The organism is Chloroflexota bacterium, assembly GCA_014360905.1.
In the GTDB taxonomy this organism is placed as follows: domain Bacteria; phylum Chloroflexota; class Anaerolineae; order UBA2200; family UBA2200; genus JACIWX01.
The window spans coordinates 1-26,239 of the sequence record JACIWW010000015.1; the positions used below are offsets into that span (position 1 = coordinate 1).

At 55.6% G+C, this 26,239-nt stretch carries 26 protein-coding genes and 1 tRNA gene; 14 read left to right on the forward strand and 13 right to left on the reverse strand.

Annotated features, from left to right (window positions below; all coding sequences use genetic code 11):
- The first annotated feature begins 221 nt into the window (after positions 1-221).
- Positions 222-854, forward strand: coding sequence for a corrinoid protein (locus tag H5T67_07560; GenBank protein ID MBC7245178.1), 633 nt, complete (start codon positions 222-224; stop codon positions 852-854).
- 294 nt (positions 855-1,148) lie between these two features.
- Here the strand turns inward: H5T67_07560 and H5T67_07565 are convergent, their stop codons facing one another.
- The 4 genes from H5T67_07565 to H5T67_07580 form a co-directional block, all read right to left on the reverse strand.
- Positions 1,149-2,474: a M20/M25/M40 family metallo-hydrolase gene (locus H5T67_07565; protein ID MBC7245179.1), complete on the reverse strand. Its 1,326-nt coding sequence runs from the start codon at positions 2,472-2,474 to the stop codon at positions 1,149-1,151.
- A gap of 63 nt (positions 2,475-2,537) precedes the next feature.
- Entirely contained in the window at positions 2,538-2,849 is a 312-nt protein-coding gene (locus H5T67_07570) for a helix-turn-helix domain-containing protein (GenBank protein ID MBC7245180.1), read from the reverse strand.
- 275 nt (positions 2,850-3,124) lie between these two features.
- On the reverse strand, positions 3,125-4,816 hold the full coding sequence (locus H5T67_07575; protein MBC7245181.1) for a FecR domain-containing protein: 1,692 nt from the start codon (positions 4,814-4,816) through the stop codon (positions 3,125-3,127).
- On the reverse strand, positions 4,813-5,397 hold the full coding sequence (locus H5T67_07580) for a sigma-70 family RNA polymerase sigma factor (GenBank protein MBC7245182.1): 585 nt from the start codon (positions 5,395-5,397) through the stop codon (positions 4,813-4,815). Before H5T67_07580 ends, H5T67_07575 begins: the two co-directional genes overlap by 4 nt.
- A gap of 383 nt (positions 5,398-5,780) precedes the next feature.
- Here H5T67_07580 and H5T67_07585 point away from each other — a divergent pair, with 383 nt between their 5' ends.
- From H5T67_07585 to H5T67_07620, 8 genes are all read left to right on the forward strand, one after another.
- Positions 5,781-6,119, forward strand: coding sequence for a PadR family transcriptional regulator (locus H5T67_07585; protein ID MBC7245183.1), 339 nt, complete (start codon positions 5,781-5,783; stop codon positions 6,117-6,119).
- The gene (locus H5T67_07590; GenBank protein ID MBC7245184.1) at positions 6,116-6,379 is read left to right on the forward strand and encodes a hypothetical protein; all 264 of its coding nucleotides are present in this window, start codon (positions 6,116-6,118) and stop codon (positions 6,377-6,379) included. Before H5T67_07585 ends, H5T67_07590 begins: the two co-directional genes overlap by 4 nt.
- 228 nt (positions 6,380-6,607) lie before the next feature.
- Positions 6,608-7,096 (forward strand): hypothetical protein, encoded by a 489-nt coding sequence (locus H5T67_07595; GenBank protein ID MBC7245185.1) that lies wholly within the window; start codon positions 6,608-6,610, stop codon positions 7,094-7,096.
- A gap of 96 nt (positions 7,097-7,192) precedes the next feature.
- Positions 7,193-7,882 (forward strand): actin-binding WH2 domain-containing protein, encoded by a 690-nt coding sequence (locus H5T67_07600; protein ID MBC7245186.1) that lies wholly within the window; start codon positions 7,193-7,195, stop codon positions 7,880-7,882.
- A gap of 9 nt (positions 7,883-7,891) precedes the next feature.
- A complete protein-coding gene (locus H5T67_07605; protein MBC7245187.1) occupies positions 7,892-8,629 on the forward strand; it encodes a hypothetical protein in 738 nt (245 codons plus the stop codon).
- A gap of 195 nt (positions 8,630-8,824) precedes the next feature.
- A complete protein-coding gene (locus tag H5T67_07610; GenBank protein MBC7245188.1) occupies positions 8,825-9,769 on the forward strand; it encodes a hypothetical protein in 945 nt (314 codons plus the stop codon).
- Between the two features lie 48 nt (positions 9,770-9,817).
- Positions 9,818-10,333, forward strand: a complete 516-nt coding sequence (locus H5T67_07615) for a flavodoxin domain-containing protein (GenBank protein MBC7245189.1) — start codon at positions 9,818-9,820, stop codon at positions 10,331-10,333.
- Between the two features lie 273 nt (positions 10,334-10,606).
- Positions 10,607-11,923 (forward strand): MFS transporter, encoded by a 1,317-nt coding sequence (locus H5T67_07620; GenBank protein ID MBC7245190.1) that lies wholly within the window; start codon positions 10,607-10,609, stop codon positions 11,921-11,923.
- Between the two features lie 48 nt (positions 11,924-11,971).
- Here H5T67_07620 and H5T67_07625 read toward each other — a convergent pair whose 3' ends face one another.
- The 6 genes from H5T67_07625 to dat all read right to left on the reverse strand — a co-directional run bounded on the left by H5T67_07625 (position 11,972) and on the right by dat (position 17,616).
- Entirely contained in the window at positions 11,972-12,559 is a 588-nt protein-coding gene (locus H5T67_07625; protein MBC7245191.1) for an exonuclease, read from the reverse strand.
- A gap of 351 nt (positions 12,560-12,910) precedes the next feature.
- Positions 12,911-13,861, reverse strand: a complete 951-nt coding sequence (locus H5T67_07630; protein MBC7245192.1) for a transketolase family protein — start codon at positions 13,859-13,861, stop codon at positions 12,911-12,913.
- A 10-nt stretch (positions 13,862-13,871) separates the two neighbouring features.
- Entirely contained in the window at positions 13,872-14,714 is an 843-nt protein-coding gene (locus H5T67_07635) for a transketolase (protein ID MBC7245193.1), read from the reverse strand.
- Positions 14,715-14,792: 78 nt separating this feature from the next.
- Positions 14,793-16,076, reverse strand: coding sequence for an imidazolonepropionase (locus H5T67_07640; GenBank protein ID MBC7245194.1), 1,284 nt, complete (start codon positions 16,074-16,076; stop codon positions 14,793-14,795).
- A gap of 129 nt (positions 16,077-16,205) precedes the next feature.
- Positions 16,206-16,490, reverse strand: coding sequence for a hypothetical protein (locus tag H5T67_07645; protein MBC7245195.1), 285 nt, complete (start codon positions 16,488-16,490; stop codon positions 16,206-16,208).
- A gap of 277 nt (positions 16,491-16,767) precedes the next feature.
- A complete protein-coding gene (gene dat / locus H5T67_07650) occupies positions 16,768-17,616 on the reverse strand; it encodes a D-amino-acid transaminase (protein MBC7245196.1) in 849 nt (282 codons plus the stop codon).
- 131 nt (positions 17,617-17,747) lie between these two features.
- Between dat and H5T67_07655 the strand changes: the two genes are divergently transcribed.
- The 5 genes from H5T67_07655 (at position 17,748) to H5T67_07675 (ending at position 22,288) form a co-directional block, all read left to right on the forward strand.
- Positions 17,748-17,821 (forward strand) — tRNA-Lys (locus tag H5T67_07655).
- A gap of 429 nt (positions 17,822-18,250) precedes the next feature.
- The gene (locus tag H5T67_07660) at positions 18,251-18,910 is read left to right on the forward strand and encodes a hypothetical protein (GenBank protein MBC7245197.1); all 660 of its coding nucleotides are present in this window, start codon (positions 18,251-18,253) and stop codon (positions 18,908-18,910) included.
- Positions 18,911-19,039: 129 nt separating this feature from the next.
- Positions 19,040-20,773 carry a thiamine pyrophosphate-binding protein gene (locus H5T67_07665; protein ID MBC7245198.1) on the forward strand — a complete coding sequence of 578 codons (1,734 nt, stop codon included), beginning with the start codon at positions 19,040-19,042 and terminating at the stop codon, positions 20,771-20,773.
- A gap of 3 nt (positions 20,774-20,776) precedes the next feature.
- Entirely contained in the window at positions 20,777-21,802 is a 1,026-nt protein-coding gene (locus H5T67_07670; GenBank protein MBC7245199.1) for an alcohol dehydrogenase catalytic domain-containing protein, read from the forward strand.
- A 45-nt stretch (positions 21,803-21,847) separates the two neighbouring features.
- Positions 21,848-22,288 carry an SCP2 sterol-binding domain-containing protein gene (locus H5T67_07675; protein ID MBC7245200.1) on the forward strand — a complete coding sequence of 147 codons (441 nt, stop codon included), beginning with the start codon at positions 21,848-21,850 and terminating at the stop codon, positions 22,286-22,288.
- 361 nt (positions 22,289-22,649) lie between these two features.
- Here the strand turns inward: H5T67_07675 and H5T67_07680 are convergent, their stop codons facing one another.
- The 3 genes from H5T67_07680 to H5T67_07690 form a co-directional block, all read right to left on the reverse strand.
- The gene (locus H5T67_07680; GenBank protein ID MBC7245201.1) at positions 22,650-23,462 is read right to left on the reverse strand and encodes a bacteriocin family protein; all 813 of its coding nucleotides are present in this window, start codon (positions 23,460-23,462) and stop codon (positions 22,650-22,652) included.
- Positions 23,463-23,494: 32 nt separating this feature from the next.
- Positions 23,495-23,872, reverse strand: a complete 378-nt coding sequence (locus H5T67_07685; protein ID MBC7245202.1) for a demethoxyubiquinone hydroxylase family protein — start codon at positions 23,870-23,872, stop codon at positions 23,495-23,497.
- Between the two features lie 234 nt (positions 23,873-24,106).
- Positions 24,107-26,233, reverse strand: coding sequence for a glycosyltransferase family 39 protein (locus H5T67_07690; GenBank protein MBC7245203.1), 2,127 nt, complete (start codon positions 26,231-26,233; stop codon positions 24,107-24,109).
- Between the last annotated feature and the right edge of the window lie 6 nt (positions 26,234-26,239).

The following is a 26,239-nucleotide window of genomic DNA, read 5'->3' on the forward strand; positions in this document are numbered from 1 at the left end:
TGATGCGTAGATACTTGTAGCGCTCATCAATGGTCATTTTCTCTTCGTTAGGCATAGTCCCTCCGGTGATATTATCATTTGAAAGAACTATACCTCTTTAGTGACATTTTAGATAAAAGAACACGGAGTTTTGAAAATCGTGCTGTATGAATGTAGAATAATTTGATGTGGGGTTATCCCAACGACATAGAACAATTCATGGATGCGAAAGGAGTCGCTGCATGACACTGAAGGAAGAAATCTACGAGAATGTCATTTTGGGACAAGCAGAAAAAGTCAAAGCATTGACTGCTCAGGCGATGGAGGAAGGGTTCTCTGCCAGCGAGCTGCTCAATGAAGTACTGATCCCCGCCATGACAGAAGTGGGGCAACGCTTCGAACGGCAGGAGTTCTTCGTGCCCGAGATGTTGGTTGCTGCCCGTGCCATGAAAACGGGAGTGGAAGTATTGCGCCCTTACCTGGTGGATGCAGGGGTAAAGCCCATTGGCACGGTCGTCATTGGCACGGTGGCCGGGGACTTGCACGACATTGGCAAGAACCTGGTCATCATGATGCTGGAAGGGACCGGCTTCCGCGTCGTTGATTTGGGCGTGGATGTGCCGGTAGAAAAATTTGTACAGGCAGTGCATGAGAATAAACCGCAGATCGTGGGCATGTCGGCGCTGCTCACCACGACGATGATGGCGATGAAGGCAACGATCGAGGCGCTGCGCAGAGCCGGTCTGCGGGAGCAGGTGAAAGTGATGATCGGTGGTGCGCCGGTGACGCAGCGTTTTGCCGATGAAATCGGCGCCGACCTCTACGCACCCGATGCCAGTTCGGCGGCGCGCAAGGCCAAAGAAGCCATTGCTTGACAGTGAGCGTAGTAAAAGAAGGGCTAGTTTGTAGTGAGCGCTTCAGCGCTAGCTCCCGTGTCATTCTTAGGAACGCAGCAACGAAGAATCTCGATTTAGCCAGGAAATTGATTCCCTGGCTATAGCTCCAGTCAAGCAGAGATTCCCACGCCGCTCACTCCCCTCACGCTCCAGGCGGACTATTGTCCGCCGTCTTTTAGGACCTAGACCTGACAGGTCTCTCAAACCCGTCAGGTCTAGGTTTTCTCATCTCCGCGTGTTCTGCGCTAAAAAGGGAAAAGGCTGCTACTTGCTCTAACTGCAAAAGCGCCGCACCACATCGTAGAGCACCTTGGTGCCAAACTCCACATTCGCCAGCGAGATGCGCTCGTTACGTGCATGGGCCATTTCCATGACGGCCCAGCCAGGTTCCTGCTTCGTCGGCGAAAAGCCATAGACCTTGACGCCCTTTTCCGCCAGGAAGCGACCGTCGGTAGCGCCCGGCACCAGGAATGGCGCCAGGGTGCAGCCAGGATCGTATTCGTGCAAAACCTGCTGGAACAGGTCGAAGAGCGGACTGGCTGGGTCGCTCTCGTAGGGTTGGGAACGCCCGAGAATTTCCACTTCGATTTCATCCCCGATATAGGGACGTATCTCCCGCAGCAAGTCCTCGGGCTTTTGACCCGGTATCAGGCGCCCATCCACGGTGCCTGTCGCTTCGCTGGGGATGACATTGGCTTTTTGCCCTGCTTGCAACATGGTGGGTGAGACGGTGTTGTGCAGCGTAGCCCGCAAGACGGCAGCGATCTCGCTCTGCTTTTCCGCTTGCTTCAGGATAGCCCCTTCGAAAAAGGGATTGAGCACGAGAGGCAGGAGGAACGAAGCAGGGAATTTTTGCATCGCTGCCAGATGATGCACCAGGCGTTCCACCGTAACCGTGCGATGCATGGGCAGGCGTGCCTGTGCTAAACGCGCCACCGCTGCGCATAACTTGGCAACGGCATTGTTGGCACGAGGTAAGGAGCCATGCCCTGGTGTACCGCGTGCGGTCAGTTTCATCCAGCACACGCCCTTCTCCCCTGTCTGGCAGACATAGAAACTGCGCTCGGCAATCCGCACCCCAAAGCCACCCCCTTCGTTGATGGCATACTGGCACTCCACTAGCTCCGGATGGTTCTGCACCAGCCAGGCCATGCCCTGTGTGCCGCCCATTTCCTCATCCGCGGTCGCGGCCAGAACCACATCGCGCTGCAGGGGCACCTTCTCGCGCGCAAGCGTGACCAACACGGCCAGTTCCATCGCTGTGAGCTGTTTCGTGTCCACTGCGCCGCGCCCCCAGATATAGCCATCCACCACTTCTGCCGCAAAGGGTGGGTGATCCCATTCCTTGGCATCGGCAGGCACCACATCCAGGTGGGACATCAGTAGCAATGCTCCGTCAGACCTGCTCCCACGCAGACGAGCCACGACATTGCCGCGTCCAGGAGCCGACTCGAGCACCACTGGTTCCAGCCCTTCTTGGCGTAGAACATCCGCAATGTACTGTGCGGCAGGTAACTCATTCCCAGGTGGGTTGGTCGTATCGAAGCGGATCAGATCGCGCAGGAATTGAACTGCCAGATCAGCAATAGGTATGGGCATGGGATACTCCTTTCACGGATGTAAGCATATAGATGAAAAGCGAATAAGTGAGGGGTATATTCCTCATTCTGGTAATAACAGACTTTCGAAGTCGAGGCGACGCTCGCGTTTGATGCGTCGCCGGGCGATGCGCTCCCACAGGCCTGCCACTTGCTCCTTGGTCAGGTCGGGGTAATGCTTGTCCAGATAAGCATCGAGTTCCTGACGATGCTTCCAAGCCCAATCCATCCAGTTCAGTATTGTTGTCGTGGATACACCCACGGTGCTTGCGACCTGTGTAGCGTGCTGGCCCTGTGCCAGCAATGCGAGAGCGGGAGCGATGGATGCTACGCTGCGCTTTCGTTTACGGGGTTCTTTTTTTGTCGCGAGGGACATGGTTACCCCTCCCATCTGTATCGGATGAGTCATAAGCAGTATCAAGTCATCCCAATGGGCTTTTTTCTAACCTACATAGTAAATATTTTACACAATATTATCTCATTTGCAAAACTGACGAGCAGGTTTACCGAAGGGCACCACCGGTTCTCTCAGCGCCAAGCGTGCGGAGGGTTATCAACAAATGAGGAACGAATTGCGCACTCCGAGTGCGCAACGTGCTCTGCATTGAAAACTACGATCTTTGGCTCTGTGGTGCCCGTTGTTGAATGGATTCAGCGATCTGCTCTGGGGCCAATGCCTGTAGGCGTCGTGGGCTCTGGCTTGGGGGTTGCCTCGGCGAATTCTATTGCCTCAGGTGTTATCGTTGCTCCCGGTGAGGCAGTTGGTTGTGGCGATGGTGTGGGCGGCGCTGTAGCTGTCGGAATAGGTGTGCGGCGTGGCGGTATGATGGCTGTAGATGGTGTAACCATCGGAGCGGGCGTGCGGTGTGGCAGTATGGTGGCTATGGGCAGTGGTGTGCGGATAGGCGGCACGGTAACTGCCGGTGAGGGCCTCGAACCGGGCTCGATTGTCCTTGACGGCGGGGATGTTCGCGTGGGATACAGACCCAACCCAGGCCTAGGCGACGGAGGCACTGTTCCCCGTGGCTCTACTTCTTCGATCTCCATCTGCAAGGCCACGAGCGGATGTCCAGCAATGGCTAAAGCGATGCCTATGACCTGCCGACCCACTGCTGGCGTTCCTGTAATCTCCGCTCTGGGTGTGACTAGCACACTCTGTCCGCTGATAGTCCACAGCCCCAGCAGATTGTGCGGGAAGCTTTCGATGATGCCACGGAAGTGCACTTGGCTGGACCATGGTGACACCGTTAGCGTGGGCGTGATAGATGAACTTGCAGCAGGGCTTGGTCTCTGATGGCTGGGCTCGGGATAGGCCACTCTGCCTGCGTGTGGCATGGTAGGTGTTTGTGGGATGCCCTCCAGTTGTGATACGGTGGGCTCTGGCGTGGGCGTCGCGGAAGGTGCCCATCCGTGGGCAGTCAGCGATGGCTGCGGAGATGGCACTGCGATTGCAGTAGGCTCTGGCGTCGGCAGAGGCGTCAATGTCGGCAGATAGACCAGCGGTGCATTGGCCGGCACGATAGCGACCTCGCGCTCGGCCAGCACAGTTGTCGTCATCGCGCTGATCACCTGCACGCTGCCTTGCAACACCGCTACGTGAGTTTCCTCCCGGCTCTGCACCGCGACTACAAAGCGCGTCCCGCGCACGGCTACCCGCGCTGTCGGTGCCTGTACTTCAAAGAGGCATCGTGAGCTGCGCAACGAAGCCACATTGTAATCCACTGATCCGGAGGTTTGTTGCAACACAATCTGATACGTCGTGCCAAGTAGTCCTGAGCGTAGAGAGGAAAAGGCCAGCTCGCTCCCCGCTTGCATCTCCAGTGCACTGCCATCGAACAGGATGAGCAAAGCTACACCGTCCACGACGCGCACCGCGTCCCCTTCGCACAAGGCTCCACCAGCGCCTATCTCTTGCCATTGTGCCTCGCCCATGTGCCGCGCCTGCGTGGACCCTACCACCGTGGTCAGCATCGCTGCATGGGCGAAGAGCGTGGGTACCTGCGTGAGGTAGAGCACCACACTGACCAGCAGCACGAGCGTCAGAGCAAAAGCGAAAGCCAGGCGTGGCACGCGAATGGTAGGCCATACCCTGGAGGTCCTCGCAGCGGCAATTGCCTTAGCTTTTGTGTGGTACAGCGCTTTCACCCGTGCCACGGCTTCCGCAGGAGGTTCGACCGTATCGTCACTGCGCGCGGCATGGATGACCCGCTGCAGCCAGGCCAGGTCGCGCCGGCAGGCAGGGCAGCCCGCTAAGTGCTTTTCCAGCCTCTGGCGCCTTTCTGGGTCCAGGCGGTTGTCCACCCAATCTACTAGGTTCGTGAAGTGTACTTCATGGTATCTCATGCTTTGTCCATTCCCATCGCCTGCAGGATTTTGCGCATCTTCTGCAGGCATCGTGCGCGTGTCGGACCAATGCTGCCCAAGGGTAGCCTCATGCGCTGGCTGATCTGCTCATAGGAAGGCTCCGTTGGATCGTAGTAGAGCAGTTGGAGCAATTCCTTGCATCGTCCCCCCAGTCGTTCCAGCGCTTCACGCACCAAGGCTTGGTCCACCCATGTGCTTTCATCGGGGTGCCCACTCAGGAGCCACTCCTCAGTGGGTGGGTTCGGTTGCGCATCGCCCTGCCGCGCCACGCTCTGTGGCAACTCTCGGCTGCGCTTGCGCAGCACGTTCCAAGAGGTGCGCTTGGTTGTGGTGATGAGCCATGCTGCCAGCCCCTGTGGTGCGCGCAGGTTAGGTAGGCTCTCCACCAACACTGTGAACACGGTCTGGAAGACGTCGGCCGCATCCTCCTCTCCCAGTCCGGCGCGTAGAGCAAGGGAGTAGACCAAGCGCTTGTAGCGATCCACGAGCGTATCCCATGCCCAAGCCTGTCCGTTCAAGCACGCCGTAATCAGTTGCGCATCGGTGTATTCCGTCGGCAAAGCATTCCCTCAGCAAGACCCCATCCATGTAAGAAGAGGATGAGGGAAGTCAAAAAATACAGTTAGCAGGTTGAATTCTCCAATCTTATGACGATAGGGGGAGTGAAAAATGATGAGCGATGAGTAATGAGTGATGAGTGATGAGTGAGGACTGGGGGAGTACCGAGGAACGCTTGGTCATGCGGAGCAAGTCCACCCTCCTTATCATGCTAAACAAAGTGAAGTATCTCATGTAACTGGAGCAGATTCTTCGCTGCGCTCAGAATGACACTAGAGGCTGTTTTTTCAACACTCTCAACATGCAGACTTGACAAAAACGGCGATTTGTGCTATACTTATCTATGTACATAGATGATCTATGTATCATAGGAAGGGATTGCGACATGACACGAGAAAGCGATCTGCGCAAAGGCAGTGTCCAGCTCCTGATCCTGACTCTGCTGCAAGAGCAACCGATGTACGGCTACCAGCTCAGCAAGGAACTACAACGCCGTAGCAAGGGCTATTTTTCCTTCAAGGAAGGCACCCTCTACCCAGCGCTGCACCGCATGGAGCAGGAGGGGCTCATCCATGGCCAGTGGCAGGTAGTGGAGGAGGGGCCATCGCGCAAGTACTATCATCTGACCGAGAAAGGGTGTGAGGAGTTGGCTCGTGCGCAACGCGAGTGGGCCACCTTCGCCGCACATATGCTGTCCGTGCTGGGCGAGCCAGGCGGCAAGTGAGCACGGGAGCAGAGGAGAGTGAGGAGGATGAACGTGAAGCGGTGTCTGTTTTTGGGCTTTTGTTGCTGATGGCGATGGGTTGTGTTCTCGCTGTGCTGTACGCCTATGGCCGTGGGCAACGGCAAATGCTGCAGAGCCAGGCCGCATATCCTAGCCCCGAGGAGGGTATGCTTGCCTTCGTCGCTAACTGCTATACTGCTTTGCAGAAGGTGGAGCTTGTACGCGCTGAACAAGCTTTGCCCTGGTTGGATAACCTCTGATTTGTCGATGCCAGAGTGTGGGCGGAACGCCGCAGCGGTGGCCGCGCCGTGAGGACAGAGGGGGGACAACCCGGGTTGCTTCTTCTTGCGCACGGAGCGGGGCTGGGTGCTGGTTCCTGAGAGCAGGTGTCCGGAACTGCTCGCCATCGCCCTCTGTCTATTTGCTTAGACCTTACCTTTTACATATTACGTTTTACTCATTACTTTTTACATCACATCGGAGGTTCCTTGTCCAATCCAGATGTAGAGCGTCTGCTAACTCAAATCCGAGCGCAGATGGAATTGGATAGCGAAACCGAACACGAGGTGTTGAGCGAGATCCGCGCCCATCTGGAAGAAGCGCTAGCCGAAGCACGTGCCCAGGGACTGGATGAGTCCGCAGCGCTAGCGCATGTCATGTCTCGTTTTGGGTCGGTGGAGGAAGTGGGTCGCGCATTGCAGGATGCCCATGCCGGCTTGGGCACGGCGGATGGCGTCATCGCTGCTGGGTTGCCGGTACTGTGCGCGCTTATCCTGCGTTGGCTGGTGTTCGCTCCTGATGGCACCGCCTTGGGCTGGCCGCAATTGCTCAACCGCCCTTCCTTCTGGGTGCTGGCTCTGCTCATGTTGCTCATCCCGCTGCTCAAGTTTGGACGCTGGCGCTACGCCATCGCGGGCTGGGTTATCTTCTGGGGTCTGACCGTCATCTTTGTCACCTGGCCTGCCCTGCGCTGGTGAGGCGGAATACGGGAAGAACAGAAAGCGTAAAACGTAAAGGGAAAACGTAAGAGGGAACACGCAATACTCATCACGAACCAAGGAGGCAACCAACGCATGAAAGACCTTGCGGTCATCGAAACGATCTTGCGCAACCGCTACCACTTTTTCATCGAGATCCGCGATGGAGTGGGGCTGGGCGCCAAGATGCGCGCTATGCTTGTTTCCAGCATTATCTTCCTGGCGCTGTATGGCGCAGTGCTGGGCTCGACGCACAGCCTGTGGCAAGCACTGAGCTCGGCAGTCAAGATGCCCATCCTGTTCCTGGCTACGCTAGTCGTCTGCTCGCCGACGCTCTACTTCTTCAACGTGCTCTTTGGCTCCAACCAGAGTCTGACGCAGAATGTCTCGCTCATCCTAACCGCCATCACCGTCACTGCTGTGCTGCTGCTCAGTTTCACGCCCATTGTCCTCTTCTTCCTGCTGACCACCAGTGGCTATCAGTTCTTCAAGCTGCTCAATGTCGGCATCTGCGCCATCAGCGGGTGGATGGGCGTCATGTTCCTCAGCCAGGGCATGCGCATCGTCTCTGCAGCGGGCAAAGAGGGCGCCAGTGCGCGGCGCAATGTGGTGCGTTTGTGGATACTGCTCTACGGCTTTGTCGGCAGCCAGATGGCCTGGACGCTGCGCCCCTTCATCGGCGCACCGAGCATGAAATTCGAGCTGTTCCGTCAATTGGGCGGCAACTTTTACGCCAACATCTTTGCCAGCATAGGCGAATTGCTCGGCTTTTTCATTGTGCGATAGGAGGGAGAGATGCCTACCAAGACTCCTGACCAGAAATCCATCACTGCTGCACAGGTCCTGGATTGGCTGCTGGATGCCTTGCTCGAACGCCTGGCCGCGCGGGAGCGTGAGGGCGAAAAATTTTCCACCCCAACCTCTGCTCCTAGTCCTGCTTCCCAGTTCAAAGCGCCTGCACCACAGCCGTGCCAATGCGAACCAGAACCCGGCGAGGAAAGCTGGGAGCCGCCACCACGCCAGCCCTCCATGCATTTGGAGTGGGTATTGTCCCGATTCCTTATCCTGATTGTAGTGCTCGTCGTCCTGGTCAATATACCGCTGAACCGCTATGGCGTCAGTTTGGCGCGTATCCTGCCCGATTCCGCTGCGCTCATCATCCGCAATGGCTTAGTGCTGAAGGGCAGTGGTCCTGAAATTTACATTCTGGAAGACAACAAACTGCGCTGGATCAGCAGCCTAGATGCTTTCGAGCATCTGGGGTTGGTCTGGGGCGATGTGCATGTTGTGGAGGACAGTTTTCTGGAGCAATTCGAGAAGGGGCGTCCTATCCATGTGCTGCTCAAATGCCCGGACAGTCCACACATCTACCGGCTGGAGAACCAGCAAAAGCGTTGGATCAAGGACATTGAGACCTTTGTCGCCGAGGGACATGTCTGGGAGGATGTGCGTTTTGTTACGTGTGAGTACCTGCGCAGCATCCCCGACGGCCCGACCATTCCCGAGGCTGCCGGCCCTCCGCCACAACCATAGAGAACAACAAGTGACGAGTGATGAGTGAGGAGTGACGAGTGAGGAGTGACGAGTGCCACGCAACACGAAACACGCACCACCCCCACTCATCACTCATCACTCATTACTCATACTCCCCACTCTTCCCTCCCCCATTTGCCTAACTTGTCCCTATGTGCTATCATTTGACGTACATTCTGAGCGAGGAGTCTGCCCTTGAGAGCGGTATTCATCAAACGGGATTTATTGCTGGAGCCCCCTTCTGCGCAGGCAACTGGCCAGGTTAAACTTCGTCCTGGCGTAGTCGAAGGACTGGCAGCACTAGCAGCGAAGGACTTGTTTCTCATCATCTTGGATACGGCGTCATGTGCACTTGCGCCCGAGGCTGTGCCTGTGGCGAACGCCACAGTGACACAGCCCATGCTGGAGGCAATCCGTGCCCGGGGTGGACGCGTGGATGCACTGCTCGAATGCCCGCATCGCCCAGATGCCCAGTGTGGCTGCTGGGGCACATATCCCGGCTTTCTCTACGCTGCGGCTGCGCAGCTTGACCTACGGCTGGAGGAGTGCTACCTACTCTGTGATGAGGCTAATGACGTACTCCTGGCCTACAGGGTGGGTTGCCGACCCATGCTGATCCTCGATAGCCGCACTATTGGCGACCTCTATGACGGCCATCAACCAGAGCCACGTGATTTCCCCATTGCCCGCGATTTTGCTATGGCGGTGCAATACATCTTGTGCGAGGAGGATGCAAACGAGCAATGGGGCCATCCGCGTCAGCCTACCCCCATCTCGAAATTGGAGGGGCTGGCGCCCACGGCTGAGGCACCCGAGCTCATGCCTACTCTTAGGCTGCTGTCGCCAGTGCCTGGATTGAGGGGGGCATTGCTGTTCAACATACCTCAGTTAAGCCGCAGTGCGCGGCAATGGCTGCTGATCTTTATCCTTGGCGGCGTATGGCTCAGCCTGGGCATTGCCTATATCCTTACTCATCTCTACCGTGTGCAGCCATTTCCTGCCTTTGTCTGGTATCTGACCCTTCAATTCATTCCGCGGCCGGTGCGTGGCCTGTTGTTCATTGCCACTGGGGCGGCTGTCATATGGATATCGCTGCGCGCATTCCTGCGCCTCTTTCCCAGCAATGGACAGCGGAAATGATGGGAACGTGTATCTGGCTGCAATTATCGCGCATAGAAAGGATCATCCATGAACATGCAAGTGCTGGTTGCTTATGCCTCCCGGCATGGAGCGACGGCAGAGATCGCTGAGAAGATCGGAGAAGTGCTTTCTGAAGCTGGTTTTCCTACCACGGTGTTGCCAGCAAATCAGGTAACCGACCTGAACCCGTACCAGGCAGTAGTGCTGGGCAGTGCTGTGTACATGGGTCAGTGGCTCAAGGAGGCGGCGGATTTCCTACGGAACAACCAAGATGAGCTGGCCAAGCGTATGGTGTGGCTCTTTTCCAGCGGACCCACTGGCCCTGCTCCTGTGGCACAGTTGTTGAAAACATGGCGCTTCCCCAAGTCATTATGGGCTGTAGCAGAGCGCATCCGTCCCCGTGATATCGTCGTGTTCCATGGCATGCTCGATATCGACAAGCTCACTGTGCCGGAGAAAGTGGTTATCCGAGCAATCAAGGTTCACGTAGGCGACTACCGCGATTGGGACCTCATTGCCGTCTGGGCGGATGGCATCGCAGACGCGTTGAAGGCGGCTTCTTAGCGGCTTGTTCTTTTCAACGCAGAGTAAGCTGAGAACGCAGAGGAAAGAACTCGTTTGCTCGCTCTGTAGCTGAACTGACGCCCCGTAGCCAAGAGCACGTGTCACTCCTTACGCATTACGGACCACGCATTATATTTATATTGCCTCGATTTCCCTGGCCTGGCAAGCAGAGCCTGTAACGAAGCAAAGCGCACAAAATGGGGTATTTTGTAGCTAGGCCCAAACTGGATAAACTTGAACAAGTGCGAACGATCATCTTAATTTGAGACTTTCGTGACAGACGAGATCGAATACGCTGCAGAGGATGATGCTTTTCGGGTAGAAATTGAGCGGAACCTTCGCTGGAATTTCGTGGTGAATGTGCTGGATGGCGCCCTTTTCTGGCTCGGGCTCAGCTTTGCCGCGCCTAGCACTATTTTGCCTCTGTACGTGAGCCATTTGACAAATAACCGCATCCTTATTGGATTGGTTGCGGCGATCGTAAGCTCTGGCTGGTATTTGCCGCAGTTATTCACGGTCAAATATGTGGAGCGTCTGCCGGTCAAGAAGAAACTGGTGATCAACGTTGGTTTCTTTACGGAGCGGTTGCCTTTTATACTGATGGCTGCCTCGGTCTTTCTGTTTGCGGGGCATGCACCAACTCTAGCGCTGCTGTTCTTCTTCGCTACTTTGATTTGGCGTAATATAGGTGCTGGCGCTGTGGCAATTGCCTGGCAGGATATGGTGGCCAAGGTAATTCCCGTCCACTACCGTGGGCGGCTGCTGGGCATTGCGAACTTTGCTGGTACGGCCATGGGATTGGTTGGTGCGAGCCTTGCCGCAGCTATCCTGGGCCGTTATCCCTTTCCCGTCAATTTTGGTATCTGCATGTCCCTGACAGCCCTGTTTATTTTGGCTTCGTGGGTTGCTCTATCCCTGACGCGCGAACCGCCTTTGAGATCGAATAAGCCAACCGTGCCCTTGAGCGAATATGGACATCGCCTGCCAGTCGTAGTGCGGAAGGATCGCAACTTTGCCACCTACCTGTTCAGCAGGATTATGGCAGTGCTTGGCTATATGGGCAACGGTTTTGTGACCGTCTATGCAGTACGGCAGTGGAACTTGACCGATAGCCAGGCTGGTCTGTATACCACGGTGTTCATGGCAGGGCAGGCAGCCGCGAACTTATTCGCGGGTGCGCTGGCTGACCGCTATGGACACAAATTGGTATTGGAAATCGGCCAGGGATTGTCGGCACTTGCGATGTTGATCGCCGTGCTCGCACCTTCTCCAATGTGGATGTACGCAGTCTTTGCCGTGATTGGTTCGGTTGTCGCTGCTGATATCCTCTCCAGCATCATGATCCCAATGGAGTTCGCTGTCCCCGATGAACGGCCAATGTACATTGGCCTGGCTAACACGATCCCTGGCTTGTTCTCAGCCATCGCGCCACTGTTTGGCGGTTGGATTGCCTCACGCGGAAGCTATCAGACGCTATTCCTTACTGCAACTGTGTTCAGTTCATTGTCCTGGGCTATGCTGCACTGGCTAGTGAAAGAGCCGAGGAATGCTGCTTATGGCCAACCTGATAGCACGGGAATAACAGTGTAGCTCAGCAGGCTGTTGCGACGAGAGCGCGTGGCTACCGCTACTAGTGCCTCAGTCCCTGTCCCTTTGGTGTTGGCCACAGTTCTCTGCCAGCATGTTACAGAACAGCGCTCCCTGCTCGATGGCATCATCTAGAGCACGGTGCGTGTGCGACAATTCCGCAATCCATTGGCGTGGCATATGTGCTTTGATGCTCTGGTAGTAGGGCTTTTTCAACATGGCCATCGCGTACGTTTTGATGTCCAACGCTGAGTGGCCAAAGGGGCTCTCGCCAGTAAAGCGGATGAGGTACCAGTAGACAAACATGAAATCGTAGACGGCAGGATAGGCGACAAACACGGGCTTGCCAGGCAAGGTTTTGACCCATTCGAGGTACCTCTTCATGGCTGCCTCAGGCTTCTCAAGGTTCTCACGCGCTGCTCTCCAGGCCTCTGGATGCTCTCTCCACCACTCCATTGTCTGTGGATGAGCGGATGCTCCGGGCAAGGTTTCGAGGTTCGCAGAGAATGTGCCCAGCAGCGTCTTGTCGGCCAGGTACGCGGCTGAGGCGAAACTGAGCATGGAATAAGGGCCAGGGATGGGACCATCCGCCTCGACATCGGTGCTGACAAATACCTCATCGGAACACAAAGGGTTCATCCTTTCTGTGGCTTGCATGTACATAACCCCCTGAAGAAATGTTATCCAACTGACTCTTTTCGTGAGGCAACGGAACGATGGGGCAAGTTTTTGCGTCTTGATAAACAAACGCTCTACTTGTATGTTTTCAGGAGGTAGCAAAGTGAAAGATGATGCAATCTACTACCGCATCCACGATCCACAATCAGGAGGGACACCATGGACACGAATCATCTTTGGCTACCCATTGTATTGTTGATCGTTGCCCTTTGGCTGCCAGCGTGTGAGCACAAGCCCGAGGACAATGACCCCATCATTCTGGATGCACCCCAGCCTGGTGGGGCAGAAGAGTAAATAGCAGAGCGAAGGAGGTTATCCCCGCTTCGCTTTTAGCACATCCTCCACCGCTGCCACGATGTGCCTGGCGGTGAGACCAAACTCCTCGAACAGTTCCTCTGGTGTGCCAGACTCGCCAAAGCGGTCTTGTATACCAATGAAGCGCATGGGCACGGGGCAGGTCTGCACCACTACCTCGGCTACGGCGCTGCCAAAGCCCCCCATGACCTGATGCTCTTCGACCGTGACGATAGCCCCGGTTTCTCGCGCAGCCTTTGCAATGGTCTCCCGGTCTATTGGCTTGACCGTGTGCATGTTGGCTAGGCGTGCAGAAATGCCTTTCTCTCTCAGCGTGTGTACTGCTTTCATGCACTCCCAGAGAACAGGGCCGTTGTTTATGATGGTTACATCCGTGCCATCGTTGATGAGATTCGCCTTGCCCATGATGAATGGGTCATCCAGCTTGGTAACAACGGGCACTGGCTCACGCCCAAAGCGCACGTACACAGGGCCGACGTGTTTGCAGGCCCAGATAACAGCTTTCTTTGTCTCATAGTAATCGGCTGGCACGATAACGGTCATGTTCGGGAGGACACGCATGGTGGCCACATCCTCCAGGGCTTGATGCGTTGCTCCATCCGGCCCTACGGAAATGCCTCCGTGTGCCCCGCCAATTTTTACATTTAGGTTGCTGTAGCAAGTGGTGGTACGGATCTGGTCCCAGGCTCGTCCAGCCACGAACACGCCATAGGTGCTGACCCAGGGGATCTTGCCCGCCAGTGCAAACCCCGCCGCAGCATTGAGCATGTTCTGCTCTGCAATCCCAAAGTCGAAGAAACGATCGGGATATTTCTGTGCAAACCAGAGCGCGCGTGTTGAGTCGGTCAGATCAGCGCCCAGCACGACGATACGCTCGTCCTGGGCACCCATTTCAACTAACGCATCTCCGTATCCATCACGAGTCGCTTTCCATTTGATTTCGGACATCGTTAACTCCTTAGAAGTCGAAGTATTCAGCCGGGCAGGCCAGTTCTTTCAGTGCCTCACGGCATTGATCTTGCTTCGGGGCTTTGCCATGCCACTCAGCCATGTTTTCCATCCAGGACACGCCTTTGCCTTTGACCGTCTTGGCGATGATCACCGTTGGTTGGCCCTTCACTTGCTTCGCTTGATCAAGGGCTTCCATGCACTGGGCCATGTCGTGACCATCTATCTCGATGACATGCCAGCGGAACGCGCGCCATTTGTCGGCCAATGGCTGCAGTCCCATCACATCCTCGACCCAGCCGTCAATCTGCAAGCCATTGTTGTCCAGGATAACGCACAGGTTATCCAACTTGTAGTGCCCAGCAGACATGATAGCTTCCCAAGTGGAGCCTTCCTGATTTTCTCCATCGCCCATGATGCAGTAGACGCGGTTGGGCTTGCCATCCATGCGCAGCCCTAACGCCAATCCAACAGCGATGGACAGCCCCTGCCCGAGGGAACCTGTACCCACTTCGATGCCCGGGCACTCTACGTTTGGGTGCCCTTGCAAGCGACTGCCAAATTTGCGGAAAGTTCTTAGTTCTTCTCTAGGGATGTATCCCGATTCTGCCAACAAGGAGAAGATGAGCGGAGACACATGGCCCTTGGAGAAGATCACCCGATCGCGCCCTTCCCACTGGCAAGCCTTGGGGTCATGCTTGAGGGCGTAGAAATACAGTGCCACGCAGATGTCAGTAGCCGATAGCGAACCGCCTGGATGTCCAGACTGTGCATGTGCAAGCGCCCAGATAATGTCGCAGCGTATGCGATGGGCTATTCTTTTCAGTTCCTCAACCTTTGCCTGATCTACCATGCTCTTCCTTTCATTCATGCTCATGATGTTGTGTAGCGGGGACTTTGCGGACAACTAGCAAAGTCCCCGCGATAGCTTCTAGAAGCGTGAAAAGACCACCTTGCCACCTTTGATGACCGTTTGCACGAGGTTAGTGCCAAAGCGGTAAGCCAGATGCCGGTAGTCGTCAACCTCCAAGATAATCAAATCAGCCGTAAACCCTTGCTGCAAACGCCCCAAATCTGCACCACGGCCAATCGCATGGGCCGCATTGACCGTGCTGGCTACGATGGCCTCCGCTGGAGTCATTTTCATGAAGCGACAGGCCAAAGCTATGATAAAGGCCATGGATTCACAATAGCAGGTGCCGGGGTTCAAGTCCGTCCCCAGCGCCACAGGCAGTCCTGCAGCGATCATGGCTCGCGCGTCTGCATATTCGTGCTGGCCCAAGCCAAAGGGTGTACCTGGCAACAGCACCGCGATCACTCCTGCTTCAGCCAGAGCCGCCACCTCTTCTGCTGGCGTACGCAGCAGGTGGTCTGCCGATACAGCGCCCAAGTCCGCTGCTAGACGCGCTGCACCCAGGTGGGCAAATTCATCAGCATGTACTTTCAATGGCATGCCCAGGGTTTTGGCTGCATTCAGGATGCGTTGCGTCTGATGCAAATCAAAAGCCCCTTCGTCACAGAAGACGTCACAAAACAGCGCATGATGTTGGCTACTGCCCGTCATGGACTGATGCTTTGTGTACACGGCAGGCAACATCTCGTTCACAACAACATTGACATAGGCTTCAGCCTGGTCTTGGTATTCCTCTGGCAGCGCATGGGCACCCAGAAAAGTGGGCACCAATTCCACTGGTTGGGAGGAGTTCAGGTGATGGATAACCTCCAGACACTTGATTTCATCGGCAGTGGTCAAACCATAGCCGGTCTTGACTTCGGCGGTGGTTGTCCCATGGGCCAGCATCCGCGCCAGGCGAGGCTGCGCTTCCTCCATGAGCTGCGTCACCGAAGCGGAGCGTGTGGCGCGCACTGTGCTCATGATCCCGCCTCCTGTTGCCATGATCTCAAGGTACGTAGCACCAGCAATGCGACGCTCGAACTCGTCGTGCCGAGAGCCGGCAAAGACCAGATGCGTATGGGCATCTATGAAACCTGGCAAGATCACCCGCCCGGTTGCGTCCACTTCGCAAGCGGCATGGTATCTGTTGTGCACTTCGGAGGTAGTACCTGTGGCAACAATACGCCCATTGGCAATAGCGATAGCGCCATCGGCGATGAGACCTAGCTCGCTCATTGCCTCGCCAGAACGGGGCCCATTGCCAGCCAACGTCAGCAACTGGTTGGCGCCATACACGATAAGGTCAACCTTTATTGCCACACCACTTCCCCCATTGAAGTCACTACGAATTACAGGTATAGTCTAACTGAATTCGCCTTTTTAGTCAACCCTGCATCTTAAAGGTTCGTAGTGCGCAGTTTGCTGCGCCTCTCTGGATTGGCCACCAGTTTAGCGCGAGCTGGCTACCCAAGGCAAATACTGCAGGTATATTCTCTGTGGCGTAGGCGCTGGGATCACGGTAAAGGTCCTGGATTCGCGCGTGCTCCAGCAAGGGTCGGCGTGGATTTCCGCTTGCACTGTATAGGTGCCTGGGGAGAGGGTGCCCAACGTATGAGTAACTGTCCAGGTAGTGATGACTGTCAGGCATATGAGGGGATGGAGGCGTGACATATCCATAACGTAAAAGTCGAAGTAAATGTCATAGTCACACATCCAGTGCACGTAGGTCACCACGGGGCAGGAACTGCCCCACAGCCCAGAGGTAATGACCAGGATTTCATCGTTTGACGTAGGGTTGGGAGGATAGATGGTAATGGTTCCAGTTGGGCTAGTGCAATTCTCCGTACAAATTGTAACGGAGAAATTCTCTTGCTGTGGATGGATGATTATGGGGATGGTGCAGAATAGCGCTGCTGCCAGAAAAAGCTGATCAAAAGTATTCGGTTCATCTCGCTTGCTCCTTCATCCTATCCAGAGAGCAATCGAAGAGAGACACGTTGCTGGCCGCTCTTTAGTTTTCTTCCCCTGTTATCCTCTTGAAAGCTCGGAACAGACACGTCGTTACCGTTCCAGGATGGCCAGTGCCCACCGTTCGTCCATCAATCCGGGTGATGGGCAAGACTTCCGAGGTCGTACTGGTGAGAAAGACTTCTTGGGCCTGGTACAACTGCTCTACCGTGAACAGATCTTCGCGGACAGACAATCCAAGATCAGCAGCAAGTCGTAACACTACCTGACGGGTGATGCCTGCAAGGATATGGTGGTTAGCGGGGTGGGTAGCCAGTACGCCGTTGAATACGGCAAAGATATTAGTGCTTGACCCCTCGGTAACGATGCCATCACGGACCAGGATAGCCTCAAATGCTCCTTGCTCCCGCGCCTGTGTCTTGGCCATGACATTGGGCAGCAGCATGATGCTCTTGATGTCGCAACGCTGCCAACGCAGGTCGGGAACGGTGATGGCACTCACGCCACTTGTGCGTCCATCCGGCGGCAAGGCATGAAGGGTCTGCGGCATCACTAGCACGGTAGGATGCGATTCAGCCGGGAAGGCGTGAGTGCGGGGATGCGCTGCGCCGCGGGTACATTCGATGTAGATGTTGGTATCCAGCAGGTTGTTCTCGACCAGTAGGCGCTCGATAATGGCGGGCAGGTTGGCTACTGGCTGGGGCAGGGGCAGGCGCGCTCCCTGAGCGCTGCGTTGCAAGCGTTGTAGGTGCGCTTCGAGATGGAATGGCTGTCCACGGTAGACACGTACTACCTCGTAGACGCCATCGGCGAAGAGGAAACCGCGGTCTTCAATGGACACAGTTGCCTTTTCCACTGGCAAGTACTCACCATTCAGATAGACGATGGACATGATTCACTCCTCATTGATTCCCTTACACAGTCTAGTATAGCACGTTCTCGTCTATACGCCAAAGGCGCGTCTGGTTGCGAGTGTCATGCTGCGTTTGACAGGGAGCTATTTTTGGCTATAATGAGTGCCGTGGGCCGCTAGCTCAACTCGGTAGAGCAGCTGACTCTTAATCAGCGGGTTACAGGTTCGAGTCCTGTGCGGCTCATCAGGTAAGGACCCAGGTTTCTATGCAGAAACCTGGGCTTTTCGCAAATTGTTACCTTACTGATACCTTGTAGTAACCTTGACGTTACATTGATATGCTATAATAACATTGTAAAAGCCTGACCATGTGCCCCTACCTGGTCCATAATGGTTGAGCACAGATGCGATGTGGCATATCCGCAGGTAGTGGATTATGCACGGCGAATTTGCGTGTTGCTCATTTTTCATGTTGTCCAAAACTCGGCTTCTGACCAGAAGCCGAGTTTTGTATTCTCCGCAAGTGGTCTCCAGCAATTTGGCAAAAGGCGAAGACGATCTATTCCTGGCAAAACTTGCCATGCAATAGTCCCTGTGTTATAATCCGTGTCGCAATGAAGAATCCGCAAGGCATAGCCGGGTGTAGGGGAGGTGATGTCTGGAAGGAGATGTCATGAATTCACGATCTATACTGGCCTGCCTTTTAGCCATCCTTGTGCTCATGAGCGCTTGTTCCCCGCTTGTCATGCCTACCCCAACTCCTGTTCCTATACCTCCTGCTATGCCTTCACCTACAGTGCCGGCTACTACCACTGCAGCGAAACCCGTTCTCACACCTTCCGTATGTCCTCTGGGTTATGCGCTGTACTCTGACCATGTGATGGGGTTTTTCGCTTGCTATCCCGATGGGTGGCTCATCGCAAAGAAGGAAGATCCAGACGCGCAATTGATCATGGTCAGTTTCAACGCACCTGCTGGCACAAAGGATGCGGGGCTTCGTTTCATCTCTGTGAGTACATCTCCCGCTATCACAGACTACAGCGACGAGGACTTCTTACGCGAAATAACTCACTGGCTAACGCAAGAATACTACGAGCAATTTCTGATCTACCCGCAGACTGTCCTGATTGACGACCGCAAAGCAGTGGAAGCCGTCTATAGCGCAAGGGTAGTTTTGGGCAGGGAAGTGGTGGAGGTCACACGCTGGATAAGTGCTTTCCAGTCATATGGTCAGCGTTGGTTCATCGAGGTCGCGGGTCGAGCGGAATATCGCAACGAACTAGAGCAGATACATGCTCAATTTTTGGCTCATCTTCGTGTGTTCCCGCCATGACAACTTAAACGAGGCACGTGATAGTCGGAGAGTGATTGCTGTAGCTGTGTGAGGCATGTGGCAGTGCGGGGTGTTATTTCTAATCGAAGCAGCGGTTGCTCACTATAAATGTTAAAGGAGGGAAAGGCAATGGTGCGAATCAGTGGTGCAGAGACTCTGGTGCGTTGTTTGATCGAAGAAGGCGTGCAGCGCGTGTTTGGCATCCCAGGCGATCAATGTAACCCCATCACGGATGCTATCTACCGCCTGGGGCGTGATTCCGGAATCAAATTCATCACCACGCGCCATGAGCAGGCAGCAGCGCACATGGCCGATGCCTGGGCACGGGTCACTGGGCAACCAGGAGTGTGCCTGGGCACGGTGGGGCCAGGGGTTGCTGACCTGGTTCCAGGCGTATACGCCGCGTGGGCTGACTCCATCCCCATGATCGTCCTCGGCGCGCAGAATCAGACTTGGCGCTGCTACCCAGAACATGGCTCGATGCAGGCATTGGATCAGATCTCGTTGATGACACCCATTACCAAATGGCGGGCGTTAGTCAACGATGTGCGGCGGATGCCCCAGTTGGTGCAATGGGCTTTTCGCGCGGCATTGTCCGGTCGTCCAGGACCAGTTTACTTAGATCTGCCTTCCAATGTGCTCTGCGACAAACTGGACACGGACGAGTATCCTATCCTGTCTCCTCGGCGCTACCGTGCTGACACGCCGCCGGTGGCGGATGCGCGGCTCATCGAGCAGGCAGCGGAGATGCTGGTCAATGCGGAGTGGCCGCTCCTCCATGCTGGAGGGGGAGTGCTACGCGCTGGCGCTTGGCCGGAGTTCGTGGAGTTGGCGGAGTACCTCTCCGCAGTGGTGACCACCAGCGTAGGCGCACGGGGAGTGATCCCGGAAGACCATCGGCTGTGTCTCATTCCTTCCAGTTTTGGCGCACTGGGGGCACAGGCCACCGCAGATGTTGTACTACTGGTAGGTGGTCGCATGGGCGATTTGGATTTCTGGGGGCGTCCACCAGCCTGGGGTGAGCCTGGGGCACAACGCTGGATCCAGATTGACATCGAGCCGCAGAACATTGCACTCAACCGTCCAGTTGACCTGGCCTTGGCCGGGGATGCGAAATCCACTCTGCGAGCGTTGTTGGAGGCGGTCAAGGCACGCACAGGTCCAAAGGCAGAGAATCCCCAGTTCAGAGATGCCCGTGAGGGTCAAGAAGCCTGGTTCCACCAATGGGAAGAGGGTGCACATTCCGATGCTGCACCGATTCACCCCTTGCGCCTGATGCGCGAAGTGCGCGAATTCTTCCCCCGCCATGCTATCTGCGCTGTAGATGGTGGCACTACCGCAGTATGGGCGTTTTACATGAACCGGGTCTATGAGCCTCGCTCCTTCCTATGGGCTGCCGACTCAGGTCATCTGGGCGCTGGAGTGCCCTACGCTGTGGCTGCTAAGCTGGCTCGTCCAGACATCCCGGTTTACTGCATCACGGGCGATGGTTCCTTTGGCTTCAATGCCTTGGAGATGGAAACCGCGCGGCGGGAGAATGCCCCTATCATAGTCATCATTGCCAACGACCGGGCATGGGGGATGATCAAGGGTGGGCAGAAGCTGGTCTATGATGAGCGGTACATTGGCGTAGATTTCAGCGATGCGCGCTATGACAAACTGGCGCAAGCGTTAGGCTGTTATGGGGAGCGGGTTACAGAGCCAGCCCAGATCAAGCCGGCTCTGCAGCGTGCAGTGGATTCCGGACTCCCGGCGGTGCTGGATGTGATCGTGGATGTAGAGGCGCATTTGGTACCGCCTGATTTGGAAGTGCTGGATGGCTTATGGATGGAAGGTGTAGAGCCGCCACGTCCGGAGGAGTAAACGATGAAAGCAGCGGTTTTTCGTAGTGCTGGTCAAATTGACGTAGCGGAAGTGCCTACGCCAGAGCCTGGGCCGGGCGAAGTGCTGGTGCGCGTACATTACTGCGGCATTTGTGGCACTGACCTGGAAGCGTATCAAACCGGGATGTACGAGCCAGGTCTCATCATGGGACACGAGTTCACCGGAGAGATTGTTGCCCTGGGCGAAGGAGTGCATGGCTGGGCAGTGGGGGACTTTGTCACTGCGGATGATGCTCTGCCTTGTGGTCGTTGCTGGTTTTGCCGTCAGGGACGTCCGGCACTCTGTCAAGAACTGCTGGCTCCTGGTATTACCCTGGATGGTGGCTTTGCTGAATATGTGCGCTTGCCCGTTACGTTGCTACATCGCCTGCCTAAGAGTGTAAGTACCCGCCAGGGAGCGCTTGTAGAGCCGTTGGCTGTCGCGCTGAATGGAGTGCGTTCCTCTGCGCTGCGACCTGGGGACTGGGTATTGGTGTTCGGGGCGGGCACGATCGGACTCTTTACTTTGCAGTGCGCGCTTCTGGCTGGAGCACGGCAGGTTCTGGTGGTCGAGGTCAACGAAAAGCGAGCGACTGTGGCTCGTGAGCTGGGTGCAACAGCCGTCCTTCATCCACAGCGGGATAACTTAGCTGTGGAAGTGCCCGCGCGCACCGATGGATTGGGGCCAAACATTGTGTATGTCTGCACCGGTGCGGCATCCGCTTTCGAGCATGCGCTTGGTTTGGTGCGGCGGGGAGGACAGGTGTTTGTCCTTGGCCTGTGCCCAGAGCCAGTGCCGACCGATTTCATGAGCCTAGTGTTGAGCGAGCTGGATGTGCGGGGCGGTTACCTAGGACATGGTGCCTTCCCAGCAGCTCTGGACTATGTGGCGCAAGGGCGGGTAAAAGTGGAGCCGCTCATCACGCACGAGATTGCGCTTGAGGATGTGGTGGAGAAAGGCTTTGAACGCATGTTGCAGCCAGATACGGAGGCGATTAAGGTGCTGGTAAGAGTGGGGCAGAAAGCGTGAAGAAAGAAAACGAAAAACGGGAGGCGAGCGATAGGAGGAGAAGCAATGAAGCTGGGCAGTCTGGAATATATACAGGAAGTGATGAAGCGCAGCAATGCGGATGAAAAGTACCGCGCCCTGGCTAAAGGGCAGTTCGAAACCTATACTTTGGTGCTAGAAGCTGAACCTGATAAGGGTGTTAAAGAGCCGATCATTGTGGGCTTTGAGTGTCGTGATGGGGAGTTCGTGGACATCTGGCAGGGCACCAAGCCCACGTTATTTACCCTTTCTGCGCCTTATGGGACATGGGTGGACATCCTGCGCGGCAAACTGGGAGCAACCAAAGCCATCACCATGCGCAAGCTCAAAGTACAAGGTCCCTTCCTGCAATTGCTCAAAGGGGGAGACCGTGTATTGTATTGGGTGGAGATCTTGCGCACCATTCCCACTGAGTTCGACGGAGACTACGCCCAATACAATATCGCGGGGAAAAGCGCCGGCGATTGATTCCCTAGCCATTCTGCGCTCCGGCGTGCTCGGCGGTAAATGGCGATGACGACGGCGGACTGTGGTCCGCCTGAAGCACAGAGGTCAGTGCTTTGCGTGGACAACCATGCTAGGCGTGCACAGCAGTCCACGCCGCGTGACGGCGGTGCGAAGAACGATTTGATAAATCCCCACGTTCTCGGCGCGCTCGGCGGTGAATAATGACGGCGGACTGTTGTCCGCCGTGAGCGTGGTGGGTGGGAACTCGGCAGTGAATGGTCAATGGATAGCGGCGGACTATGGTCCGCCTTAGCATGGGGAAGCAGGGACCCGCTTCGCGCAGAAGCGGGTCCCTGAATTGTATGCCCTTTCTCAGGTGTAGCTAAGCTTCCAGCACACAGATAGACTTGGGCTGGCGAACGCGCAGGGCCACGCTTTCGGATATGGAGAACTCCAGATCTCCGTCACTGGGGCCAATGAAGCCAATGCTCATGTCCTGCCCGATAACGATGGAAGCGTATTGCAACCCAGAGGCCAGCAAAACGCCGCCATCTTTGAGGATGGGGGCTTTGAAGATGCCCGCTGTGATCATCGTCTCTACGTGTTCCAGCTCTGTTTGGTTGCCCTGGGGATAACGGCGGAATAGCAAGTTGTAGCGGCTTGGTGCCAGGGCCAGACTGTATGGGCCATGAGAGCCACTGCTATCCAACGCCGTCAAAGCCTTGATCACATCCTCAGCAGCATCCCCTGGTTTCTCCCAAGCAGACAATTTGACCTTGTTGTGTCCCGGGACATTGAGCAAGCCGGGCAAACGCAACTTGGCCATGCCGTTGAAAACGAGATCATCTTCCAACCTGGCACAGGCAATGGCCGCTTCGGCGACTTTGCTCAAATCCAGGGTTACTCCATCCCGCTCATAGTTAGCGAGGTCACGCGTCCCGAGCACAAAGGTAGTGCGAATCAAAGGTACAGGGATAACCGCGCTAGCGACCACTTCTGGGGTGTCGGCAGCGGCTGTAACAACTGCATCCTCCAGAGGGATAGTCTTTAGTCCCAATCCATAGGGGCCCTCAATGTACAGCAGGCGGCGTCCAACAAGCTGGCTTTTTGCTGCCTCGATCATGGCTGCGTCAAGTTTTTCCCATATTGCGGCGCTAATAGGGGCATCCTCTCGACCTAGATACTTGTTTGCCATCTTTCTGTTCCTCCTTGTTCGTTGCGACTATGCTATGGCTTCAAGGAGCCAATAGTGGGCGCATCGCCAGTCGGAGCTGTCCTATTGCTCTCTGCTGGGACCGCTTTTGCCCCCAGCTTGGCAGCCACAGCATCTACTTCGGCTTTGCCCTCGGCCAATAGTGTCTCTTCATCAGCCAGCAGCAGGGTGAGCAGTCGTTGCAGTTCACCGACATGCACGCGTTCTTCGTTGGCGATATCCAGCAGCACTTCTTTGACCAACTCATTATCGGTTGCTTGAGCGTGTGCCTGATAGAGGTGGATAGCCTCTAATTCGCCGGCGATGTCAATGCGGATAGCTCTGATCAATTCTTCGAAATTCAACTTGCGATCTGGCACATTGCCAACAAATGGGTTAGGGAAATCTGGCATTTTGCTCCTCCTTTGGAAAATGCTTTGGTTAAACTCCGCGCAAATTATACATCGAAACCCATGAAGGTGCAACTAACGCGGCGGGCAGGGTTTGAGTTCAACCTGGGGAGCGAGTTATTGCGTCTCGGCCGTCAACGAATTCATGGCGCAACACGGTCATTTATCCGCGCCCCTATTCGTTGCTGGCTGTCCTGCACATCGTGAACCATAGTTGCTGTGAGCATGCGCAACCCATTACTCGACATAAAAAGCATAGAATGAGATAGCCCCATCGGGATAGTAGCGAGGTAGCGCCACGCCACGAGGGAAGAAAGCGCGTAGTGTAGCCAGCGCTTGCTGGTCATTGGGATGCACGATGAACAGAGCCGGGCCCTGAATGGTAGATAGAGGGGGCTGCTGAGGGTCAAGCACCGTCACCCATGGGCTCCAGTTGCGATCTTTTAGGCGTAGATTAACGCGCAGTGCGCTGCCATCGAACCAGAACTCCCAAATTTTGATGTAAACGGACTGCAGGTCGCCATAGTGCTCTATCTCACGTGCGATTTCCCTGGCATTGGAATAATTAGCTCTATCTGGAGCAGTTCTGACAAAGTCCTGGAAGTAGAAGTGGTTGGCTTCGCGCGTTTCATAGATCAGCAACCAGGCTGTAATGCCAATCAATACCAGAGACCAGAGGTTCACCCAATGCGGTCGCCAGGTCCAAGCAAAGCATTTGGTTGGCGATTCTATACTCAGAGAGATCTTGCTTTCTGCACTGGCAGGCGTGCTTTCTTCGCTGCGCTGTGTCTGGGCTGCATCCGTTTTGCCCAACAACCCAGCTTGTTGCATCAGCCGAGCCATAAGAGGTAAAGGCAAAGCCGCCAGGAGCACCGCTGGCGGCAGTACCCCTGACATGCGCAAACTGCTGGGAGTATCCCTGGGCAGCATACCCAAGGCAGCAGGCAGGATCAGGATGAACCAAGCGGCGAGCAGGATGTAATTGTAGCCATGTCGCCAGCGCCAGAGTGCATATCCCAGTCCGAGGACCATGAACATGCCACTGACAAAGCCCATGTGCCGGGCTCCTGGAACATTCCAACGCGAGGTGCCATCGCCCAAGTAGTTCAGGCCAAGGATGCTTCGCCAGTAGTAAGTGGGCAATCCACGATCGAACTCTGCCTGCTCTCGCTTCAGTCTGAGTGTCACCAACTCACGCACGAAGTACTCCCTGGGTCTCTCGATAGCGAAGCGGGCTACAGGGGCAAGGACAACAAGCGCCACCGCTACCATCACTAGAAGTTGCGGCCATAGCGACGGCATTGCCTTCCTACGCCGGCTGAGAAGGTATAGGACGAGGGCAACCACCACGAATAGTGGAGATGCTTTGAAGGGCGTGTAGGTGTAAAAACCTAATCCCAGGACCATGCCAGCCAAGGCAAAGTCCCCAAATTGCCTGAGGCGCAAGACGCGTATAAGCGTGTAGAGCAGAAGAGTGCAGAACAAAGGCGTAAATACCGCTGGGTACGCCGAGCGGCTTAACGCGATGTGCCAGCGGTTGATCGCCAGCAGGAACGCAGCCAACAGCGCGACCTGCTTATCGAAGAGCTCCTGACCCAAGCCGTATAGTGCCACGATAGTAGCCATGCCTACCAGCGCTGAGGTAAAGTGCAACGTGAATTGGCTCAGTCCGATGATACGGGCGCACAAAGCGGTGCAGTAAAAGATCAAGGATTCTCTTTCAGGGAAATAGATGCGATATTTGCCCTCGAGGATGTCCAGAGTGTCATAGTAGTGGTAGATCAAGTCGGGCCCAAGATCTGCTGGGATTTCGTTCAAGCGGTGAAAGCGGAACCACGCACCCACCGCTAAGATTATTACCAGCAGTAGCCAATGGGCGGGAACCCATGTACCCTTCTCACGCCACCAGGCTTTGAGATGTTGTCTAAAGGAGTTACCAGGCAAAATCAAGCGCAGATAACACATAGCCGTAAATAACCCGCCCAGCCAGAGCACTAGACCTAATGGGCGAAATTCGTTATTGCCGAAGTCCAGGCATCCCAATAGAGCTGTGCCCAGCGCTATGGCCAAGGTAGCGTACGATGGAGATGCAACCTCAATAGCTTCATCTTCGCGGCTTTTCGCTTCCAGAGCGATGTGGTGCGTAAGAAGCACGAAGATGGTGGCTGCGACAGCATAGCCCAATACACCTTGAGCAGTGCCCCGCTGGCGGTCCAGACTCCGTTGTGCAGCCACAGCTATAGCCAGACAGAGAAAGGCGATGAGTGCGATTTGCACTGGACGCAGTCGCCAGAAACCCTGCCAAAATTGCAGGCTAGTGGGATGCATACTATCGTTGTGGGATGCGTTCGGAAGGCTGTGCATATCACC

Excerpts from the sequence above, each read along its gene's own strand:
- H5T67_07560 (MBC7245178.1), top strand. The coding sequence starts at position 222 with ATGACACTGAAGGAAGAAATCTACGAGAATGTCATTTTGGGACAAGCA.
- H5T67_07565 (MBC7245179.1), bottom strand. The coding sequence starts at position 2,474 with ATGCCCATACCTATTGCTGATCTGGCAGTTCAATTCCTGCGCGATCTG.
- H5T67_07570 (MBC7245180.1), bottom strand. The coding sequence starts at position 2,849 with ATGTCCCTCGCGACAAAAAAAGAACCCCGTAAACGAAAGCGCAGCGTA.
- H5T67_07575 (MBC7245181.1), bottom strand. The coding sequence starts at position 4,816 with ATGAGATACCATGAAGTACACTTCACGAACCTAGTAGATTGGGTGGAC.
- H5T67_07585 (MBC7245183.1), top strand. The coding sequence starts at position 5,781 with ATGACACGAGAAAGCGATCTGCGCAAAGGCAGTGTCCAGCTCCTGATC.
- H5T67_07600 (MBC7245186.1), top strand. The coding sequence starts at position 7,193 with ATGAAAGACCTTGCGGTCATCGAAACGATCTTGCGCAACCGCTACCAC.
- H5T67_07605 (MBC7245187.1), top strand. The coding sequence starts at position 7,892 with ATGCCTACCAAGACTCCTGACCAGAAATCCATCACTGCTGCACAGGTC.
- H5T67_07615 (MBC7245189.1), top strand. The coding sequence starts at position 9,818 with ATGAACATGCAAGTGCTGGTTGCTTATGCCTCCCGGCATGGAGCGACG.
- H5T67_07625 (MBC7245191.1), bottom strand. The coding sequence starts at position 12,559 with ATGAACCCTTTGTGTTCCGATGAGGTATTTGTCAGCACCGATGTCGAG.
- H5T67_07630 (MBC7245192.1), bottom strand. The coding sequence starts at position 13,861 with ATGTCCGAAATCAAATGGAAAGCGACTCGTGATGGATACGGAGATGCG.
- H5T67_07635 (MBC7245193.1), bottom strand. The coding sequence starts at position 14,714 with ATGGTAGATCAGGCAAAGGTTGAGGAACTGAAAAGAATAGCCCATCGC.
- dat (MBC7245196.1), bottom strand. The coding sequence starts at position 17,616 with ATGTCCATCGTCTATCTGAATGGTGAGTACTTGCCAGTGGAAAAGGCA.
- H5T67_07660 (MBC7245197.1), top strand. The coding sequence starts at position 18,251 with ATGAATTCACGATCTATACTGGCCTGCCTTTTAGCCATCCTTGTGCTC.
- H5T67_07665 (MBC7245198.1), top strand. The coding sequence starts at position 19,040 with ATGGTGCGAATCAGTGGTGCAGAGACTCTGGTGCGTTGTTTGATCGAA.
- H5T67_07670 (MBC7245199.1), top strand. The coding sequence starts at position 20,777 with ATGAAAGCAGCGGTTTTTCGTAGTGCTGGTCAAATTGACGTAGCGGAA.
- H5T67_07675 (MBC7245200.1), top strand. The coding sequence starts at position 21,848 with ATGAAGCTGGGCAGTCTGGAATATATACAGGAAGTGATGAAGCGCAGC.
- H5T67_07680 (MBC7245201.1), bottom strand. The coding sequence starts at position 23,462 with ATGGCAAACAAGTATCTAGGTCGAGAGGATGCCCCTATTAGCGCCGCA.
- H5T67_07685 (MBC7245202.1), bottom strand. The coding sequence starts at position 23,872 with ATGCCAGATTTCCCTAACCCATTTGTTGGCAATGTGCCAGATCGCAAG.
- H5T67_07690 (MBC7245203.1), bottom strand. The coding sequence starts at position 26,233 with ATGCACAGCCTTCCGAACGCATCCCACAACGATAGTATGCATCCCACT.